Origin of the sequence: Pseudomonas sp. C 49-2 (assembly GCF_003970195.1) — a bacterium.
In the GTDB taxonomy this organism is placed as follows: domain Bacteria; phylum Pseudomonadota; class Gammaproteobacteria; order Pseudomonadales; family Pseudomonadaceae; genus Aquipseudomonas; species Aquipseudomonas canadensis.
Genome location: NZ_RXYG01000024.1, coordinates 25365 through 44183, shown reverse-complemented (window position 1 = coordinate 44183; position 18819 = coordinate 25365). Strand labels below are relative to the sequence as shown.

Genomic DNA, 18819 nt, shown 5'->3' with positions numbered 1-18819 from the left:
TTACGCTCAGGGCTTTTTCATGATTGGAACATCCACCGGTAGCGAAGCCGCCGCATTGATTGCGCGGCTGGACTGGGCGCAAAGCCCGCTCGGTGAGACCAGTGGTTGGCCGCAAAGCCTGCGCACCGCCGTGGATATCGTCGTCCACTCGCCGATGCCGATGCTCCTGCTGTGGGGCGACCAACTCACGCAACTCTACAACGACGGCTTCGCCCAACTGGCCGGCAATAAGCATCCTGAAGCAATGGGGCAGCCGGCGCATCAGACCTGGCCGGAGCTGGAAAGCTTTACCGCGCCGATCTATGACGCCGTACTCAGCGGCCAGGTGCGCACCTTCAGCGAGCAGCGTTTTGTGCTGCAGCGCAACAATCGCGACACGGAAATCTGGCTGGACCTGACCTACAGCCCGATCCGCGATGAAAGCACCCGAGTGGCCGGCATCCTCGTCACCGCCATCGAAACCAACGAACGCCGCAGAGCCCAGCACAACACCGAGCAACGCTTGCAGTTGGCCCTGGCTGCCACCGACGCGGTAGGCACCTGGGATTGGGATATCGGTGAAGACCGCTTTATCGCCGACGCGCATTTCGCCTATCTGCACGGCGTCGACCCCAGCGATGCGCGCCTGTTGCCGATCAGCGACTACCTGCACGGGGTACACCCGGAAGACCGTGGCATGGTGGCGCGCAGTATCAAGCACTGCATCACCTTCGGCACCGAGTACGCCGAGGAATACCGCCTGTTGCAGGCCGATGGCCAGATACGCTGGGTGTTCGCCCGTGGCCGCTGCTACAAGGATCATCAAGGTCGGCCGACACGGTTCCTCGGGGCCGCGCTAGACCTCACCGAGCGCAAACACACCGAACAGGCCCTGCGCCAGAGCCAGACCGAGTTGCAGCTGATCATCAACGCCATGCCGGTGCTGATCGGTTACGTCGACCATGAACAGCGCTTTCGCCTGAACAACAGCGCGTACCTGGAGTGGTACGGCATGACGCCCCAGGAGCTGTACGGCAAGACCATCCGCGAAGTACTCGGCGACGAGGTGTATGCCGGACGTGAAGACAAGATCGCCGCTGCACTCAAGGGCAAGGCCTGCAGCTTCATGACCATCACCCCACACCGCGACGGCCGCCCACGCCACGCCTTGATGAAGTACCTGCCGCGCTTCAGCAATGACGGCTCGGTGAATGGTTTCTACATTTTTGTGATCGATGAGACTGAACGCAAACTCACCGAAGAAGCCCTGCGTCACCTCAACGAAAACCTTGAAGAACGCGTAGCCCAACGCACCCAGGCCCTGGCCGAAGCCAACCAGCGCCTGCAAAACGAGATGTACGAGCGTGAGCGCGCCGAAGATGCACTGCGCCATGCGCAGAAGATGGAGGCCGTCGGCCAGCTCACCGGTGGCATCGCCCACGACTTTAACAATATGCTCACTGGTATCATCGGCAGCCTGGACCTGATGCAGCGTTATATCGCTGCCGGGCGCAGTGACGAGATCGGTCGTTTTACTGACGCGGCTGTGTCCTCCGCCCATCGCGCCGCCGCCCTCACCCACCGTTTGCTGGCGTTCTCACGCCGACAGTCGCTGGACCGGCGCCCACTGGATCCGAACCAATTGGTCGCCTCGCTGGAAGACTTGTTCCGCCGCACCAAAGGCGCGCACATCGCGCTCAAGGTACAACTGGGCCACGACATCTGGCCGGTGAACACCGACGCCAGCCAACTGGAAAACGCCCTGCTCAACCTGGTGATCAACGCCCGCGATGCCATGCCCGACGGCGGTGAAATCCTGATAGAAACCGCCAATAGCTACCTGGACGGCACCGACATCGCCACCCTTGAACCGGTCAAGGCTGGCGACTACGTGATGCTCGGTGTGTGCGACAACGGCACCGGCATGGCACCGAAGATTCTGGCCAAGGCTTTCGATCCCTTTTTCACCACCAAGCCCATCGGCCAAGGCACCGGCCTGGGGCTGTCGATGATCTATGGCTTTGCCCAACAGTCCGGCGGCCACGTGACCATTCATAGCGAACCGGGCCAGGGCACCTGCGTGCGTCTGTACCTGCCGCGCCTGTATGGCACTGCACTGGAAAGCAGTTTGCCCGCCAGCCTCGGTGAAGCACCGGTGGCCCTGGCCGGTGAAGCCGTGGTGGTGGTCGAGGACGACCCGGCGGTGCGCATGCTGGTGGTCAATGTGCTCGATGAGCTGGGCTACACCGCCCACCAGGCGGCGGATGCACGGGCAGCACTGCCGCTGCTGGAGTCGGATTTGCGTGTGGACTTACTGGTCACCGATGTCGGACTGCCGGGCATGAACGGCCGGCAACTGGCAGAGATCGCACGCCAACACCGCCCTGGACTGCGCGTATTGTTCATGACCGGTTACGCGGAAAAAGCCGCTGAGCGCCAGGGCTTTCTGGAGGACGGCATGGACATGGTCGCCAAGCCGTTTTCCATCGACCTGCTGGCCACGAAAATCCGCAGCATGATCAGCGTGGTTGAATGAGTTCAGGCATAATCGCGCGCCGTTGCACGTACCTGGTAGAGATCAATGAAAGCCCAAGCCCGTCATATCCTGGTGAAAACCAGCGAAGAAGCCGAACAACTCAAGCAGCGCATCGCCAAGGGCGAAGCCTTTGATGTGCTGGCCAAGAAGTACTCCACTTGCCCGTCCGGCAAGCGCGGCGGCGATCTGGGTGAAGTGCGGCCAGGGCAAATGGTGGGGGCGATTGATGCGGTGATTTTCAAGAAGCCGGTGAAGGTGGTTCACGGGCCGATCAAGAGCAAGTTCGGGTATCACCTGGTGCAGGTCTTCTACCGCGATTGATGGGTTGGCTGCAGACCGCTATCGGGGGCAAGCCCCCTCCCACAAGGGACCGCATTCCTCCAGATGAAATGCGGTCAACGGTGGGAGGGGGCTTGCCCCCGATCCGCCGCAGGCGGCCATTCACTTTGGAATCAAGGCCCCTGGAACCTGAATGACCCGACTGGCCAGCCGATGTCCAGCCAAAGCAGCTTGCTCTGGAGTGCCGCCTTTCAGCCGCCCCGCCAAATACGCCGCACTGAACGAATCCCCCGCCGCTGTCGTATCCACCACCTTTTCCACCTTCAGCGCCGGCACGGCAAAGCGCTCGCCCTTGCAACGGATCAGGCATTCATCCGCCCCACGCTTAAGCACCACCTCTTCAATCCCCGGATACGCCGCGAACACCTGTTCACTGTCGGCATAAGCAAACAACGCACGCTCGTCATCTTCGGTCAACAAGGCGATATCCACCTCGGCCAAGACACGGTGGTACGCCGCGCGGGCCGCTTCAACACTGGCCCAAAGACGCGGCCGATAGTTGTTGTCGAACACCACCTTGCCCCCTCGCCGACGGGTCTCGACCAAGGTTTGCAGCAAACGCTCACGGCCGATGTCACCCAACACCGCCAGGGTGATGCCGCTGAAATACACCACGTCGTAGTCCGGCAAAGCGGCCAGGATCGGCTCGGCGGCGGGCGTGGTGAAACAGTCACGCACGGCGGCTTCGTTGCGCCAGTAGAGGAATTTGCGTTCGCCATTGGCGTCAGTCTGGATGCAGTACAAACCCGGCAACCGTCCGGGCAGGCGCTGGACCATGCTCAGGCCCAGGCCTTCCTGCGCCCATTGCTGACACATGGCATCGCTGAAGCTGTCATCGCCCAGGGCAGTGACGTAGTCGACGTGGCCGGTAGCGCCCAGTTCGCGGCGCAGGTAGACGGCCGTGTTCAGGGTGTCGCCGCCGAAGCTTTGATGCAGGCTGCCGTCGGCGCGGTGTTGCAGTTCGATCATGCATTCGCCGATGAGGGCGATGCGGGGGATTGTGTTCATGCCTGAATCTCTGGTGTGGCTGATGGCCTCATCGGGGGCAAGCCCCCTCCCACATTTGGAATGCATTTCAAGTGTGGGAGGGGGCTTGCCCCCGATGGGAGCGACTCGGTCTAGAAGCAGGTATGCAGGCTCTCGATCACCTGCAACTGCTCATCCACCAGGCAGCCAACTTGCCACTTGTCAAACGTCAAACAAGGGTGGGATGTGCCAAAGGAAATGATGTCGCCAATACGCAATTCAACCCCCGGCGCCACGCTCATGAACGCATGCTGGTCCATCACCGCCGTGACCTTGCACTCGCCCACGTCATCACCTTGCGCCGGCAAAATACCGGCCTTGTAGCGTTTGAGTGGCACCGGCAAACCAGCGTCGTAGGCCACGTCGCGCTTGCCCAGGGCGATCACCGCAAAACCCGGCTCGGGCAACGATTGCACATGGGCCCAGACTTCCAGGGCCGGGCGCAGGCCTTCGCTGAGGTCGCTGCGACGGTCGAGCACGCAGCATTGCGCCTCTTTGTAGATACCGTGGTCATGGGCCACGTAGCTGCCGGGGCGCAATACGCTGAGGAAGCGGCCAGCAGCGTTCTGTTCTTCAAACGACTCGGCAATCAGGTCGTACCAGGCCGAACCCGACGCCGTGACGATGGGCTTGGGCAGGTCGAAAGAACCGTTGTTCTGCAGGTCCACGGCCAGGCGCACCAGGCTGGCGGCGAAGGCGCGAATGCCGCTGATCGCATGCTCGCCATGGATCACGCCTTCGTAGCCTTCGATACCGGTGAGGGCCAGGGCCGGCTGGGCCTTGATCGCCTTGGCCAGGTCACGCACTTCCTGCTCGCTGCGGCAGCCGCAACGGCCGCCGACCACGCCATATTCGATCATCACGTTCAGGCGCAGGCCACGGGCGGCGAAGAACAGACCCAGGTCAGCAACGTTGTCCGGGTGATCGACCATGCAGTGGAAGTCGAAGTCCGTGTCGGCCAACAGGTCAGCGATCAACGCCATGTTCGGCGCGCCCACCAGTTGGTTGGCCATCAGCACGCGACGCACGCCACCGGCATAAGCGGCGCGAGTCTGCACCGCGTTGGCCAGTGTAATCCCCCAGGCACCCGCTTCGATCTGGCGCTGAAACAGCGCCGGCATCATGCTGGTCTTGCCATGGGGCGCCAGCTCGGCGCCGCTCTTGCTGACGAAGTCCTGCATCCAGCGGATGTTGTGTTCCAGGGCGTCACGGTGCAGTACCAGAGCGGGCAGGCTGACGTCACGGACCAGGTGGGCCCCGACGGCGGCGGCGCCTTTTTCAACGGCATTGATGGCAGACATGGAAAACTCCTATTCGTTGATACGCCGGGCCAGGTTGTTGGCGCTGTCGATCAACACCCGGCGATAGTCGTTGTAGTTTTTTGTGGCATCGGCGCGTGGGGCGACGATGCACAGCGTCGCGATGCTGATGCCTTGCGCGTCCCGCACCGGGGCGGCAAAGCAGTGGGTAAAGGTGTCGGCCACGCTGTCGAAGGAGAAGAAGCCATCGAGGGTGGCCTGACGGATTTGCGCCAGGAAGGTCTCCAGCGGCAGGCGCTGACCGTCCGGCAGGATGAAGTCGTCGTGATCGATCAGGTCGATGATCTGCTGGTCGCTCAAGTGCCCCAGCAACAGGCGCCCGGAAGCGGTCCACGGGATCGGCGCGTTTTCGCCAATGTCCGAGGAGATACGGAAATGCCGCTCGCCTTCACGCATCAGCGCCACCGTGTATTTGCGCCCGTTGAGCAGGCACATCTGCGCGGTTTCGTGGGTCTGGCTGACGATTTCCTGCAAGGCGTGATCGGCCTCGCGGGTCAGGTCGAAATGGCGCAGGTGCGCCTGGCCGAGAAAATACAGCTGGCGGCCGAGGTAGACGTGACCGTCCTTGCCCACCGTTTCCAGGATGCGCCGCTCAAGCAGCGACGCAACCAGTTCGTAGACAGTGGACTTGGGGCTGCCGATGCCGCTGGCAATATCATTCGGGCGCAGGGGCTGGCCGATTTCCTTGAGAAAATCGAGGATATCGAATGCACGGTCCAGGCCTTTGGCGCGGCGTTTGATGGTGTCTTCGGTCATGGCAGTGTCGGTCCGGTCATAGTGGTAATGCTGCACAGTGAACCCCTGTGGGAGCGGGCTTGCCCGCGATGGCGGTGGTTCAGTCACACATGGGTTACCTGACACTCCGTCATCGCAGGCAAGCCAGCTCCCACATTGGATTTGCTGTAGTCTTAAGATCGCAGCATTTAGCCTTTTTTCTTGTACGCCACGCAATCAATCTCCACCTTGCAATCGACCATCATATTGGCCTGCACGCAGGCCCGTGCCGGAGCGTGTTCCGGGGTGAAGTATTCGCCGAACACTTTGTTGAAGCTCCAGAAGTCCCGCGGGTCTTCCAGCCACACGCCGACGCGCACGACATCCTTCAATTCGTAACCCGCTTCTTCGAGGATCGCCACCACGTTGCGCATGGTCTGACGGGTCTGTTCGATGATGCCCCCAGTGATGATTTCGCCGTCCACCGCAGGCACTTGGCCTGAGACGTACAACCAACCATCGGCTTCCACCGCACGGGCGAACGGACGGGGTTGGCCACCGCCGGCGGTGCTACCGGCACCGTAACGAGTAATGCTCATAAAAAAGGCTCCTGATTAAAAACGAATGTTCTTGAGAAATTCCGCCAGGCGCGGCGATTGCGGGCGTTCGAAGATGTCCTTCGAAGTGCCCTGTTCTTCAATGCGGCCCTGGTTCATGAAAACGATCTTGTCCGAGACTTCATAGGCAAAGCGCATTTCGTGGGTGACCAGCAACATGGTCATGCCCTCCTCCGCCAGGCCCTTGATCACGCTGAGCACTTCGCCCACCAACTCGGGGTCGAGGGCCGAGGTGACTTCGTCGAACAGCATCAGGCTGGGGTTCATGGCAATGGCGCGGGCAATCGCCACACGCTGTTGCTGGCCGCCGGACAGTTGGCCGGGGAAGTGGTTGCGACGCTCTAGAAGTCCTACGCGGTCCAGCCACTTTTCCGCCAGCGCAACGGCTTCGTCCTTGCCCATCTTCTTGACCTTGAGCAGGCCGAGGGTGACGTTCTGCAATGCCGTCAGATGCGGAAACAGGTTGAATTGCTGGAACGCCATGCCCGTCATCGCACGGTGCTGCGCAATGACGCGCTCAGGGTGGCGCACGCGCTTACCGGCGATTTCGCTGTAGCCGATGGACTCGCCATCCAAGGTAATTTGGCCGCCCTGGAACTCTTCCAGCAGGTTGACGCAACGCAACAGTGTGGTCTTGCCCGAGCCGCTGGAGCCGATCAGGGTCACCACGTTGCCGCGCTGCATGGACAGGTCAACGCCCTTGAGCACTTCCACCTGGCCGTATTGCTTACGCAGGCCACGGATGTTCAGCAGCGGTTGGTTGGTGTGAGGTTGGTTCATGGCAAGGCCACCCGCTTTTCAATGTAGCGCCCGAATAACTCGATGGCGTAGTTGATGACAAAGAACATAAAGCCTGCGAACAGGTAGAACTCCAGGGTCATGAAGGTGCGCGCGATCACTTGCTGGGTACTGAGCAGCAACTCGGCCACGCCGATCACCGAGAGCAAGGTCGAGGCCTTGACGATTTCCGTGGAGGAATTGACCCAGGTCGGCAAAATCTGGCGCAGCGCCTGGGGCAGCAGCACATAGCCCAGGGACTGGTAGAACGTCAGGCCGATCGCCTTGCCCGCTTCCAGTTGCCCACGGGGAATGGCTTGCAGCGCGCCGCGCACGATCTCGGAGACGTGGGAACCGCAGAACAGCGTCAACCCGACCGCACCGGCCTGGAACGCGGTGATCTGCCAACCGAGCGCCGGCAGCATGTAGAAACACGCCAGCACCAGCACGAACACCGGCGTGCCACGGATCAGGTCGACATACAGACGAAACGGCGCACGCATCCAGAACTTGCCGTAGGTCAGGATCAACCCGGCGACAATGCCGATCAGGGTGCCAAAGATAATCGCCAACGCAGACACATAAACGCTGGCTTGAAAGCCCGCCCAGAGGGTATCCCGGGCGATCCACAACTCATGCAGCCAGCTGGGGGATTCGTACATGGAAACCTCGCTTAACGACGGATCGCCAGACGCTGTTCCAGGTAACGGAGCAGCATGGCAATGAGGTAACAGGCAGCCACGTAGAGCGCCGTCGTGACCATCCAGGTTTCAATCACCCGGTAGCTTTCGACGTTGATCTTGCGGGCGTAATAGGTCAGCTCCGGCACCGCGATGGCGGCGGCGAGCGAGGTGTCCTTGAACAGCGAAATGAAGTTGTTCGACAGCGCGGGCAACACGTTGCGCAGCATCACCGGTACGGTGATGTAGGCGCGGATACGCCATTCGCCCAGACCGATAGCCAACCCGGCTTCCCGCAGGCCCTTGGGAATGTTCAACAGCCCGGCGCGGAACACTTCGGTCAAGTAGGCACCCGCGTACAGCGACAAGGTGATGATGAACGACGGGATCTTGTCCAGACGGATCCCGAGACTGGGCAACGCAAAGTAGATCAACAGGATCAACACAAGGATCGGCGTATTGCGCACCACCGTCACGTACACCGAGGCGAAGACCCGCAACGCACGGTGCTTGGAGAGCATGGCAAACGCCATCATCAGGCCGATCACACAGCCGATGGCGATCGACAGCAGCGCCAGCTCAAGGCCCAGGCCGAGCCCCGCCAGCAAGCTGGGGAAGTCGCGCCACACGGCGGCAAAGTTCAACTGATAGTTCATGGTCAGCAGTACCTGATTGGGGCGCCGTCAGCGACGCCCCAGTTTTCGATTTACTTGAACTCAACCGGGAAGCCGATCGCGGGTTCCGGCAGGTCGACACCGAACCATTGCTTGAACGAGGCCTTGTAGGTCGGGAACTCGACACCGGTCATGGCTTCATGCAGCGCGGTGTTGACGAAGTTCAGCCAGTCCTGGTCGCCACGCTTGACGGCGCACGCATAGGTCTGCGGGCTCCAAGCGTACGTCGGGCTGCGGTAGCGGCCTGGGTTCTGCACCATCAGGTATTTGACCGAGGACTGGTCGGTAGCGGCGGCATCGGCGCGACCGGAGTTCACGGCCTGATACATCAGGTCGACGCTGTCGTACTGGTCGACCTTGGCCTTGGGCAACGCCTGGTGCACCAGCTCTTCGGCATACACGTTTTGCAGCACAGCCACGGTGACGCCGTCGCCGCCGGCCTGCAGGTCTTCAATCTCTTTGTACTTGCTGTTGTTCGGCAGCAGCAGGCCCACGCCTTCGCGGTAGTACGGCAGGGTGAACGCGACCTGCTGGGCACGGCTGGCGGTGACGGTAATGAACTGGCAACTCATGTCGACCTTGTCGGTCAGCAGGTTGGGAATTCGGGCGTCAGACGACTGCACCACGAACTCGACCTTGCTTGGGTCATTGAACAAGCCCTTGGCCACGATGCGGCCGATGTCGATATCAAACCCCTGCAACTTGCCATCCGCTCCCTGGAAGTGCCACGGCGCATTGGTACTGCCTGTACCCACGATCAAGTGCCCACGCTTGAGCACATCATCGAGCTTGCTGTCCGCCGCCTGCACGATGCTTGCGAGGGAAGCCGATGCGGCGAAGAGAAAAACACACGCTTTAAACACGGAAGGTCGGTGATGCATGACAAGCACTCCAGGAGTTGTGTATTCCGCTATACCGGAACTTAGTATGTAACAACGGAATAGACAGCAGAAAGTGTGCCACACGCGGTAACAGAAAAAAACGACATGGATAAATCTGTGTTAAATCAACTAGATAAAAGATGATGTCCAGCAAGGCTTTAAGCCAGCACCTGAAATCACTTTGCTACCCAAGGCCCCACACAGCGGTGACAGACCCCAGTTGCGTGCGCTACAACGGCGTTACCGCGCACCGTTGCAGTGCGTCTGGCGCGTGGAAAAATCCCCACGCTGGGCTAGCCTTGGCACATTCATTCCGACAAGGACTCCGCCCTGATGAAGTTCCGCCTCACCCTGGTTTTGCTTTCCTTTCTGGTGGCCGGCAGTGCTTGGGCCAGTAACGACCGCCGCGAATGCAAGGAAGAACTGCGCAAGCTCAACGCAGCCCTGAGCACCAACTACACCAGCCAGAACCACCACGGCTACCGCCAGGCAAAGGCTTCGAGGGACAACCTTGAATACAAGAAATGCGCAAGCCAGGCGCGCAAGGCGCGGGAACGCCTGGAGCGCGATAGCGACCTGTGAAGGTTGACAGTAGACGGCAGTGATTCCTCGACTTAGCGTGGGCAGACACTCGCACTGTCCAGGAGGACCACTATCATGGGAATTGCCACCGCAACCATTACCAACGCCGAGGAATATGAAAAGGTACTGAGTACCTCCCACCCCGTGTTTCTATTGTTCGTTTCAGCTCGCTGCCCTGCGTGCGCAGACGCCGGCCCATTGTTCGAACGGATTGCTGCCAGGCATCCCGATATCGTGAGCCTGGTGCTGGACTGCGCAAACACTCCGCAACACCCCCATGTCAAGGGCACGCCCACCTTGTTGGTTTACGTCATGGGCGAACTGATGGAAATTATCGAGGGTTTCGACCCCATTAAAGATCAGGAAAAAACTGTGGAAGAGCTTTTCAACCGCTACGTCCAGCGTCCCCTCTTGCACGGTACGACCTAGCGTCTAAGCTGCTCAAATTAGTCTCAGCCACCAGGTCGGCAATGTTCAAGACCATTGAAGCTGAAGTCTTGGAGAAACGCCCTTCACCCACCTTGCAACTTGAGCTCGCCCAGCATGATTTCGAGCGACTCAAGTCATTCTGCCTGCTGATCTACATCGCGATCATCACATTGGGCACCCGTCCGCTAATCGAAGGCTTGTCGACGGATCTGCACCCCAGCGGGGTGATTCTGACAACGCTTACGTTTCACACGCCCGCGTAAACCGATCACGCCCCGTGAGTGATAGACAGCGCATCGAAATGCTTTACCGGGCGGCCACTTACTGGATAATAGCTCAATGCCTTCATTGAGTTAATGTTCGGCACCACCTCTACCGCCTCGATGGATTTTCTTCTGCGTATGGACACTCCTCTGCTTCCGCAAAAACGCCTCAATGCTGCAATCACCAAAGTCATGGCCGGTATCAGCGCAACGTTGGGCGCCATGTGGGCGCTGATCACCTATGTGTTTCCCGATCCCAGCGTGTTCGGCTTTGGCTTTCTCAACTGGAAAAACTTGATTCTGGTGATCAGCGTGTTCCTGTTCCTCGCGGCACTGTCTATTGGCTGGCAGGCGCGTCGCCTGCCGGATGCGATAAAAGGCACGCTTTCGGTGATCCTGGCCGTATTGCTCGCCGGCGGTTTTTTCATTTTGGGCAGTGAGTACGCCAAACCCACTTTCGAATTTGCCCAATCGCAAAAGCTGATGACTGAAAATGACGGCGCCAACCTGTTTGGCAAGCGTATAGAGCTGGTCGACGGTGTACGCATCGAACTGCTGGAGTGTGAGCAGATTGGCCAGGCACCGAGCTGCCTGCTGGAACTGACCAACACCAATGTCGACCGCGAAATGCGCGACCTTAAGCAAAGCACCCTATTTGAAAAAACCGGCGGCTCCCTGGATGTCGAGCAACTGCAGGTCGGCCAATCTAAGTCTGACCAGTGGAACGCATTTGCGCTGGTACGCAATGTGCCGACCCGAGTGACGATGGTGTTCCAGCCCGTGCGCGGTAAGCTGGAGAGCATCCCGGCACTCAAGATCAGGTTTCGCAGCCTCAAGGGTGAGGATAACGTGGTGAAATTCAGTGGCGTGGCGGTTAACTGAGGGGATGGATATGAGCACTGCTACTGCAACAGAGAATACTGACCAGCCCTGGGAAGATACGTTGATTCTGGCATTTCGCGATACTCAGTGGATCCATCACCGCGAAAAACAGCAGACACTGATTTCAGATGCGCTTGGCTGGTTCCAATTGAACAATCATTTACTGCTGTGCAATCCCTCAGACAAAACACAACAAAACACCTGTAATAAGGCCAAGGAAAAGCTCGATCTGGCAGTGAAAGAAATGGCGGCAACACCGCCACTACTCGCGAAATTGGACGGCAAGGCGGAAAGTGCAGCGGGCGATGTGCTAACCGCCCATGAAGACAGGTTCTTCCTGATTGAATTCAAATCAGACATGAGCACCAGAAGCTCCGAATACACCAAATTCCTGGGGATTCTAATGTGGCTGATCGATCCAGAAGCCAACCACGTACTGATAAACCAGTCAAAAAAAGGGCATTTTTTTGTCACGCAGAGGCCCGACACATGCGCCCCCTCTGCTCCAAACCTGCGAAAGCTCACTATGGAGGCCTACACTTACTACGACGCAATCACTCAGCCCAACTTAAAACTGACTGCGGCGATCCCCGTGCACACGCTCCTGGCAGAAAAACGCCACGGCCTGCCGCTGGCTCAAATGGCGGACTACCTTCAACTGCTCTGTAACGTACATGTGGGTGACGCAGCAGGCGGCGCACACCCGATGAAAGTGGCGGTGGCAAGTGCATCCGGGGTGTTTTGGCCGATATCCGACCTTTCGGAACTGACTGCATTGGCCGGCTTGTTCAACGCGACCGCAAGGCTGTCGCACCCAAAACACCCGGCATTTGGCATTGCAAACGCCAAACGCCTGAAAGACATCGTCGATGCCTTTCGGAAAAAAACGCTCGAAGAGCAAAAAACCGCGCTCAGACGTGACGGCAGAACACCCGGCGGCGCCACTCCAGGCATCAATCGAAGCTGAGTGACACCGCTTACGCCCCCATCAGGAATCCACGCACCGAAGCAGGCTGACCTGCGTCACCCGGCGGTCCTCCACCGCCGCCACCGTCAGGCGCCAGCCCTCATGTTCCAGGCTGTCGCCCACCACTGGCAGGCGATCCAGCAGACTCATCACCAGGCCGGCCAGGGTCTGGTAATCGTCGGTCGCAACCGCGTTGAAGCCCGTGCGCTGACGCACCTGATTGAGGTTCAGTGCACCATTGGCACGGAAACCAGCGCCCTCCTCGACAATATCCGGCCCTTCGATTTCGCTGGCGTCCGGCAACTCACCGGCGATGGATTCCAGGATGTCGGTCATGCTCAACACGCCCATGAAGTCACCGAATTCGTTGATCACGAACGCAATGTGAGTGGATTCCTGACGCATCTGCTCCAGGGCGTTGAGGATCGAGAAACTGTCCAGCAGGTTGATCGCCCGGCGTGCCAGGTGCTCCAGGTTCGGCTCGTTACCGGCCAGGTATTCCTTGAGCAACTCCTTCTTGTGCACAAAGCCCAGCGGTTCATCGACGGCGCCGTTGCGGATCAACGGCAGTCGCGAGTAGGACGAATGCATCAGTTTCAGGCGAATGCTGTCGGGATCGTCCGCCAGATCGATGCAGTCGACCTTGGCCCGCGGTGTCATCAGTGTGCGAATCGGCCGTTCGGCCAGTTGCAGCACACCACTGATCATCACGCGTTCGCGTCGATCAAACAGCGGGCCTTGCGCAGCATCCGGCTCACCCAGCAGGTCGGCAACCTCATCGCTCACCTCTTCCACCGCCAGGCTACGACCGCCGAGCAAGCGCATCACGGCATGGGCCGTACGCTCACGTACTGGCAACACACCTTGCACCGACTTCTTGCGGCGGGCCCGTGCGATCTGGTTGAACAACTCGATCAGGATCGAGAAACCAATCGCTGCGTACAGGTAGCCCTTCGGAATATGGAAGCCCAGGCCTTCGGCGGTCAGGGCGAAACCGATCATCATCAAGAAGCCCAGGCACAGCATGATCACCGTCGGGTGCGCATTGACGAAGCGGGTCAATGGCTTGCTCGCGACGATCATCACGCCGATGGACACGATCACCGCGATCATCATCACCGCCAGCTCGTCCACCATGCCCACGGCGGTAATCACCGCATCCAGGGAGAACACCGCATCCAGCACCACGATCTGCGCCACGATCGGCCAGAACATCGCGTAGGCGGCATTGCCCGTGCGCTGGGCCACATGGCCTTCGAGGCGCTCGTGCAATTCCATGGTGGCCTTGAACAACAGGAATACACCACCAAACAACATGATCAGGTCACGGCCCGAGAAGCTCTTGTCGAACACCTCGAACAACGGCTGCGTCAGGGTCACCAGCCAGGAAATACTCGCCAATAGGCCCAGGCGCATCAGCAGCGCCAGGGACAGGCCGATCAACCGCGCACGGTCACGCTGCTCCGGCGGCAACTTGTCCGCCAGGATCGCGATAAACACCAGGTTGTCGATGCCCAGCACCAGTTCCAGCACAATCAAGGTCAACAGGCCGAGCCAGGCCGTTGGATCCGCTAACCATTCCATTTATTGAGTCTCTTCAGTCATCGATTTTCAGAATGCCGGGCACGGCAAGGCGCGGTCAGTGGACCGGTACAAGGTTAGCAGTCGGAATACGGGGTGCTTCAGAGGGAACAGCGGCAGCGCAAGTCTTGGGGAAAGACGACTGGGGGGCTCCGAAAGGGTGTTCATGCAAGGCCTGAAATAACAAAAGGACTTGAATCCTACATCTGAAACACAATTCTCCTACAACGCAAAACTATTACAAGATCTGTAATCTCACCTGTCGGAGCCGGCTTGCCGACTCCTACAGGGGCATCGTGGTGTCAGGACTTACGGGTAGCGTCGTCCAACGCCAGAATGGTATGCGCATTGGTCACCGTCGTGGCCAGCGTATTGATCACCCCCGACCGCAACGCCCCCAGCGTCGCCGCCGCCTTGGTATTTTCGCTGGCAATCGCCACCACATCCGGTATGCGAAACAACTCCTGCACCGTCAACCCGATCACCCGCCCCTGGATCGCGTTGACCGCCGGCTGCCCGTGAATGTCGATAAAGTCATAGCCCATCATGTCACCCACGGTGCCGGACAACCGGGCCTGGGCGATTTCCTGCGGTGAGAACCAGCCCATGCGCACCATGTTGCTGTTCTCACTCATGTCGCCAATACCGATCAACGCAATATCCGCGCGCCGCGCCCTATCCAGCGTGGAGCGCACGGTGTCGTTATTGATCAGCACCCCGCGCAACTCCGGGTTCGCCACCAGGGCCGGGGCATACAAGCTTTCACTCTCCCCCCCGAAGCGCAGCGCCAGGCGCCGGCAGATATGGTCGGGGTTCATGTATTCGCCGGCCTTGAGCGAACCACCGATGGCGCAGACAAATGTGCAATTGCGTGTCACCGGCAAGAATACGTTGTCCGCCACCGCGCCGACGTTACGCCCCATGCCTACCGCGACAATCATGCCATCGCTCAGCGTCTTGTTCAGGTAGTTGGCAACCAGACTGGCAACGGCCGAGCGCTGGGTGTCGGGGTCGCTGTGGTCCACGGCAATCAAGGCGCGGTCCAGCTTGAAGCGCTGCACCAATGCCTGCTCCAGCTCGTTGTTCATGGCCGGGTGCTGCAGCACGCGCACCTCGACGATCCCTTCATCGCGCGCACGCTTGAGCAAGCGGCTGACTTTCGCCCGCGACAGGTCGAAGCGCTTGGCAATGGCTTCCTGAGTGACGTTCTCAAGGTAATAGAGCATTGCCACTTCGGTCATCTGATCGATATCGCTGGCAATGCGCTGGGTACTGTCACTCATGGGGACGGGCTTCCGTTTCGGCGTCAAAGGCGCATTCTCCCGACTCTTGCCCCGTTTAGTCCACTACTGATGCCCGTCGCGCTCGATCGCATTGATGCGCTCGACCTTGGCGCCGGAACGTGCCGACTCGAACTCCGACTCCAGGAATGATTTGACGATGCTTTTGGCCAGCTCCGCACCGATCACCCGCGCGCCGATGGACAGGATTTGCGCATCGTTGCTCTTGCGCGCCCGCTCCGCCGAATAGGTGTCATGGGCCTGCGCCGCACGAATGCCCAGCACCTTGTTGGCGGAAATGGCCATGCCGATTCCGGTGCCACACACCAGCACACCCAGGCGCTGCTGCCCGGCATTGATCGCGTTGGCCACGGCCAGGGCGATGTCGGGGTAAAGCACCGGCGCGGTGGAATGGGTGCCGAAGTCGGTCACCGGGTAACCCAGCGCCTCGATATGGCGCTTCAACAGCTCTTTGAGCTCAAAACCCGCTTCATCGCATCCGATAGCCACCGGGAAAGGTGTGTTCATGGCGTCTGGCTCCGCTGCCGTGATCGTATTTATGACTGATCATATGATCACCCAATGAAATTCCGCTCAGCCATTTCGCCGCCAACGACCCCTCACTGTCAAGCATGATTTAACTGACTTGCCAGTCAAAGGCGCCTAAAAAGGCCTTATTGACGAACAAGACGAGAATCAGTGCTTTTACATGAAAGAGATTGACTGATCAGAATTTCATTTGATACACATATGATCACAGCGAAACATGACTGTGCGACCTAATAAGAATTCACAGCACGAGGACACGCCGATGGCCACGCCATTACTGCTCCAGGCTGAACACGTCGCCAAGGCTTACGCCGGGGTCCCTGCCCTGCGTGACGGGCGCCTCTCTCTGCGGGCCGGCAGCGTCCACGCCCTGTGCGGCGGCAATGGCGCAGGCAAATCGACATTTCTGAGCATCCTGATGGGCATCACCCAGCGTGACGCCGGCAGCATTCTGCTCAACGGCGCACCGGTGCAGTTCAACCGCCCGAGTGAAGCGCTGGCAGCGGGGATCGCGATGATCACCCAGGAGCTGGAACCTATCCCCTACATGACCGTCGCCGAGAACATCTGGCTGGGGCGAGAACCACGCCGCGCCGGTTGCATCGTCGACAACAAGGCTCTGAACCGGCGCACCCGCGAATTGCTGGAAAGCCTGGAGTTCGACGTCGATGCCACCAGCCCCATGCACCGCTTGAGCGTCGCGCAGATCCAACTGGTGGAAATCGCCAAGGCCTTCAGCCATGACTGCCAGGTGATGATCATGGACGAACCCACCTCGGCCATTGGCGAACACGAGGCGCAAACCCTGTTCAAGGCCATCCGCCGCCTGACGGCCCGGGGCGCCGGCATTGTGTATGTGTCGCACCGCCTCAGCGAACTGGCGCAGATCGCCGACGACTACAGCATCTTCCGCGACGGCGCCTTCGTCGAAAGCGGACGCATGGCGGACATTGATCGCGACCATCTGGTACGCGGCATCGTCGGTCAGGAGTTGACTCGCATCGACCACAAGGTCGGTCGCGAATGCGCTGCCAACACGTGCCTGCAAGTCGACAACCTGAGCCGCACCGGGGAGTTCCACGACATCAGCCTGCAATTGCGCCAAGGCGAAATCCTCGGCATTTATGGCTTGATGGGTTCGGGGCGCAGCGAGTTCCTCAACTGCATCTATGGCCTGACGGTCGCGGACTCCGGCAGTGTCACCCTGCAAGGCAAGCCCATGCCGATCGGGCTGCCCAAGGCGACCATCAATGCCGGCATGTCGCTGGTCACCGAAGATCGCAAGGACAGTGGCCTGGTGCTCACCGGCAGCATTCTTTCCAACATTGCCCTGTCGGCCTACAAGCGCCTTTCGAGTTGGTCGCTGATCAATGCGCGCAAGGAAACCCAGCTGGCCCAGGACATGGTCAAGCGCCTGCAGATCAAGACCACGTCCCTGGAATTGCCGGTGGCATCCATGAGCGGCGGCAACCAGCAGAAAGTGGTGCTCGCCAAATGCCTGTCCACCGAGCCGGTCTGCCTGCTGTGTGACGAACCGACCCGTGGCATCGATGAAGGCGCCAAGCAGGAGATCTACCACCTGCTCGACCAATTCGTACGCGGCGGTGGCGCTGCCATCGTGGTGTCGTCGGAAGCGCCGGAACTGCTGCACCTGAGCGATCGCATCGCCGTATTCAAGGGCGGCCGGCTGGTGACCATCAGCACCGACACCGCCCTTTCCCAGGAAGCCTTGTTGAGTCTTGCCTCATGAATGCCAAAACCCTCGCAGCACCTGTCACTGCCGCGCCGCGCAATCGCCTGCGTCTGTCCCTCGACCGCTTCGGTCTGCCGCTGGTGTTTATCCTGCTGTGCGTGGTGATGGCGTTCTCCAGTGAATACTTCATGACCTGGCGCAACTGGATGGACATCCTGCGCCAGACCTCGATCAACGGCATCCTCGCGGTGGGCATGACCTATGTGATCCTGACCAAGGGCATCGACTTGTCCGTGGGCTCGATCCTGGCCTTTGCCGGGTTGTGCAGTGCCATGGTCGCGACCCAGGGGTACGGCTTGCTGGCGGCGGTCAGTGCCGGGATGTTTGCCGGCGCGATGCTCGGCGTGGTGAACGGCTTCATGGTCGCGAACCTGTCGATCCCGCCATTCGTGGCCACCCTGGGCATGCTCAGCATTGCGCGCGGCATGACCTTCATCCTTAACGATGGCAGCCCGATCACCGACCTGCCCGACGCCTACCTGGCGCTGGGCATCGGCAAGATCGGCCCGATCGGCGTGCCAATCGTCATCTTCGCCGTGGTTGCGCTGATCTTCTGGATGGTGCTGCGCTACACGACCTACGGCCGCTATGTGTACGCGGTGGGCGGCAATGAAAAGAGCGCACGCACCTCAGGTATCGGCGTGCGCAAGGTGATGTTCTCGGTGTACGTGGTCTCGGGCCTGCTCGCCGGACTGGCCGGCGTGGTGCTCTCGGCCCGCACCACTTCTGCCCTGCCCCAGGCCGGGGTGTCCTATGAACTGGACGCGATCGCCGCCGTAGTGATCGGCGGCACCAGCTTGTCGGGCGGTACCGGCAGCATTGTCGGCACGCTGTTCGGCGCACTGTTGATCGGGGTGATCAACAACGGGCTGAACCTGCTCGGCGTGTCCTCTTATTACCAGCAGGTCGCCAAGGGCCTGATCATTGTGTTCGCAGTACTGATCGACGTGTGGCGCAAGAAAAAACGCTAGAGAACGACCCACAACAATAA

At 59.9% G+C, this 18819-nt stretch carries 20 protein-coding genes; 9 read left to right on the top strand and 11 right to left on the bottom strand.

Annotated features, from left to right (window positions below; all coding sequences use genetic code 11):
• Window positions 1-19: 19 nt before the first annotated feature.
• Both EJ576_RS28355 and EJ576_RS28350 read left to right on the top strand, forming a co-directional pair.
• Window positions 20-2515, top strand: coding sequence for a PAS domain-containing sensor histidine kinase (locus EJ576_RS28355; RefSeq protein WP_122727693.1), 2496 nt, complete (start codon window positions 20-22; stop codon window positions 2513-2515).
• Window positions 2516-2560: 45 nt separating this feature from the next.
• Window positions 2561-2836: a peptidylprolyl isomerase gene (locus tag EJ576_RS28350; RefSeq protein ID WP_003174397.1), complete on the top strand. Its 276-nt coding sequence runs from the start codon at window positions 2561-2563 to the stop codon at window positions 2834-2836.
• A gap of 120 nt (window positions 2837-2956) precedes the next feature.
• On the opposite strand, the gene EJ576_RS28345 is transcribed toward EJ576_RS28350, so the two are convergent.
• The 8 genes from EJ576_RS28345 to EJ576_RS28310 all read right to left on the bottom strand — a co-directional run bounded on the left by EJ576_RS28345 (window position 2957) and on the right by EJ576_RS28310 (window position 9542).
• Window positions 2957-3862, bottom strand: a complete 906-nt coding sequence (locus tag EJ576_RS28345; RefSeq protein ID WP_126571658.1) for a sugar kinase — start codon at window positions 3860-3862, stop codon at window positions 2957-2959.
• Window positions 3863-3972: 110 nt separating this feature from the next.
• Window positions 3973-5181: an amino acid deaminase gene (locus EJ576_RS28340; RefSeq protein WP_028616417.1), complete on the bottom strand. Its 1209-nt coding sequence runs from the start codon at window positions 5179-5181 to the stop codon at window positions 3973-3975.
• A gap of 9 nt (window positions 5182-5190) precedes the next feature.
• Window positions 5191-5955: an IclR family transcriptional regulator gene (locus EJ576_RS28335; RefSeq protein WP_016976583.1), complete on the bottom strand. Its 765-nt coding sequence runs from the start codon at window positions 5953-5955 to the stop codon at window positions 5191-5193.
• 167 nt (window positions 5956-6122) lie between these two features.
• The gene (locus EJ576_RS28330; RefSeq protein ID WP_010210958.1) at window positions 6123-6512 is read right to left on the bottom strand and encodes a RidA family protein; all 390 of its coding nucleotides are present in this window, start codon (window positions 6510-6512) and stop codon (window positions 6123-6125) included.
• Between the two features lie 15 nt (window positions 6513-6527).
• Window positions 6528-7310 (bottom strand): amino acid ABC transporter ATP-binding protein, encoded by a 783-nt coding sequence (locus tag EJ576_RS28325; RefSeq protein ID WP_016976585.1) that lies wholly within the window; start codon window positions 7308-7310, stop codon window positions 6528-6530.
• Complete coding sequence (locus EJ576_RS28320) at window positions 7307-7969, bottom strand: amino acid ABC transporter permease (RefSeq protein WP_016976586.1); 663 nt, start codon at window positions 7967-7969, stop codon at window positions 7307-7309. Before EJ576_RS28320 ends, EJ576_RS28325 begins: the two co-directional genes overlap by 4 nt.
• 11 nt (window positions 7970-7980) lie before the next feature.
• Window positions 7981-8643, bottom strand: coding sequence for an amino acid ABC transporter permease (locus tag EJ576_RS28315; RefSeq protein WP_122727686.1), 663 nt, complete (start codon window positions 8641-8643; stop codon window positions 7981-7983).
• 50 nt (window positions 8644-8693) lie between these two features.
• Entirely contained in the window at window positions 8694-9542 is an 849-nt protein-coding gene (locus EJ576_RS28310; RefSeq protein ID WP_028616419.1) for a transporter substrate-binding domain-containing protein, read from the bottom strand.
• Window positions 9543-9875: 333 nt separating this feature from the next.
• Between EJ576_RS28310 and EJ576_RS28305 the strand changes: the two genes are divergently transcribed.
• From EJ576_RS28305 to EJ576_RS28285, 5 genes are all read left to right on the top strand, one after another.
• On the top strand, window positions 9876-10124 hold the full coding sequence (locus EJ576_RS28305) for a hypothetical protein (protein WP_028616420.1): 249 nt from the start codon (window positions 9876-9878) through the stop codon (window positions 10122-10124).
• Window positions 10125-10199: 75 nt separating this feature from the next.
• Complete coding sequence (locus EJ576_RS28300; protein WP_126571657.1) at window positions 10200-10553, top strand: co-chaperone YbbN; 354 nt, start codon at window positions 10200-10202, stop codon at window positions 10551-10553.
• Window positions 10554-10594: 41 nt separating this feature from the next.
• Window positions 10595-10816, top strand: a complete 222-nt coding sequence (locus EJ576_RS28295) for a hypothetical protein (RefSeq protein ID WP_028616422.1) — start codon at window positions 10595-10597, stop codon at window positions 10814-10816.
• Window positions 10817-10954: 138 nt separating this feature from the next.
• On the top strand, window positions 10955-11698 hold the full coding sequence (locus tag EJ576_RS28290; RefSeq protein WP_028616423.1) for a hypothetical protein: 744 nt from the start codon (window positions 10955-10957) through the stop codon (window positions 11696-11698).
• Between the two features lie 10 nt (window positions 11699-11708).
• A complete protein-coding gene (locus tag EJ576_RS28285) occupies window positions 11709-12665 on the top strand; it encodes a hypothetical protein (RefSeq protein WP_122727679.1) in 957 nt (318 codons plus the stop codon).
• Window positions 12666-12686: 21 nt separating this feature from the next.
• On the opposite strand, the gene EJ576_RS28280 is transcribed toward EJ576_RS28285, so the two are convergent.
• The 3 genes from EJ576_RS28280 to rpiB all read right to left on the bottom strand — a co-directional run bounded on the left by EJ576_RS28280 (window position 12687) and on the right by rpiB (window position 16054).
• A complete protein-coding gene (locus EJ576_RS28280; protein WP_126571656.1) occupies window positions 12687-14249 on the bottom strand; it encodes a TerC family protein in 1563 nt (520 codons plus the stop codon).
• Window positions 14250-14548: 299 nt separating this feature from the next.
• Window positions 14549-15529, bottom strand: a complete 981-nt coding sequence (locus EJ576_RS28275; protein WP_028616426.1) for a sugar-binding transcriptional regulator — start codon at window positions 15527-15529, stop codon at window positions 14549-14551.
• 63 nt (window positions 15530-15592) lie between these two features.
• Window positions 15593-16054 carry a ribose 5-phosphate isomerase B gene (gene rpiB, locus EJ576_RS28270; protein WP_010210973.1) on the bottom strand — a complete coding sequence of 154 codons (462 nt, stop codon included), beginning with the start codon at window positions 16052-16054 and terminating at the stop codon, window positions 15593-15595.
• Window positions 16055-16337: 283 nt separating this feature from the next.
• Between rpiB and EJ576_RS28265 the strand changes: the two genes are divergently transcribed.
• Window positions 16338-17825 (top strand): sugar ABC transporter ATP-binding protein, encoded by a 1488-nt coding sequence (locus EJ576_RS28265; RefSeq protein ID WP_123476781.1) that lies wholly within the window; start codon window positions 16338-16340, stop codon window positions 17823-17825.
• Complete coding sequence (locus tag EJ576_RS28260) at window positions 17822-18799, top strand: ABC transporter permease (protein ID WP_016977121.1); 978 nt, start codon at window positions 17822-17824, stop codon at window positions 18797-18799. The genes EJ576_RS28265 and EJ576_RS28260 overlap by 4 nt, the downstream gene beginning before the upstream one ends.
• Window positions 18800-18819 lie beyond the last annotated feature (20 nt).